The organism is Streptomyces sp. NPDC026515 (genome assembly GCF_055567595.1).
The window spans coordinates 1-1058 of sequence record NZ_JBVHQD010000064.1 but is presented as its reverse complement, the minus strand read 5'-3'; the positions used below and the strand labels follow the sequence as shown (position 1 = coordinate 1058).

Sequence of the window (1058 nt, the reverse complement as noted above, 5' to 3'; positions counted from 1 at the left end):
GCCGCCAGGTAGTTGGCGGCCCGCCAGTGCGCGTCCAGGGTGCGCAGCTCGTCGTCGGACAGTACGGCGGCGTCCTGGTGTTCGGCCTTGGACATCGGGATGGCTCCATGGGTAGGTCGTCGGGCGGTGGATGCGGCACGGTCGTGGAAAGGCGGCGAAAGCACGATCAGGGGGCGGCCGCAGGCCGGCCTCCGATCAGCCGGTCACGTCCGTTCGGGTACGACGGCGACCGGGCACGCCGCGTGGTGCAGGAGTCCGTGGGCCACCCGGCCGAGCTGCAGACCGAGGTGCCCGGTGTCGCGCCGGGCGCCGACGACCAGCAGGTCGGCGGTGTAGGAGGCGGCCAGCAGCACCTGGCGGGCGGGGCCCTCGACGGTCCGCCGGTGCACGCGCGCCTGCTGCTGCTCCGGTACGTCGCGCAGCGCCTCCTCCAGGGTGTCCAAGGCCTCCCGCTCGTGCGGCCGCGCGGGTTTCCCGGACAGCTGGGGGTTCCCTCGGGCGAAGTCCGGGGGTAGGTGGTCGGTGCTCTCGTGTGCCGGAGCCCGCCAGGCCCGTACGGCGTCCACCTCGACGCCGCGCAAGCCGGCTTCCCGGAGGGCGAAGCCCACGACCTCCTTGCCCCCGACGCCGATCACGATGCGGCCGCCGGACCCGGCACGGACCTGGTTGTCGTGGCTGCCCCGAAGCACGATCACCGGGCAGAGGGCGCGGGCGGCGACGGCCAGGCCCACCGATCCGAGCAGCATCTCGACGAATCCGCTGCGTCCCCGGGAGCCCAGCACCACCGCGGCGGCCTCCCGGCTCTCCCGCACCAGCGCGTACTCGGGCTCCTCCGGTACGACGTCGGTGGTGACCTTCAGACCGGGCTGCCGGTGGTGTGCCCGCCGGGCGGCGATGTCGACGACATCCTCGGCGGTCAAACGGTCGGACGGCTTGGTGACGAGGTCCTCGGCGAGCGACTCGCCCTCGTACCGCTCCCAGAGAGAGGCGTACACGAGCCGGAGCGGTGCCCCGCGCAGGGCGGCCTCGTCGGCCGCCCAGTCGACGGCCCGCAGACT

At 74.0% G+C, this 1058-nt stretch carries 1 protein-coding gene; it reads right to left on the bottom strand.

What is annotated here, in order from left to right:
• Positions 1–203 precede the first annotated feature (203 nt).
• Positions 204–1058, bottom strand: an 855-nt coding sequence (locus tag ACZ4O3_RS44105; protein WP_362721754.1) for a universal stress protein, incomplete at its 5' end; no start/stop codon positions are given.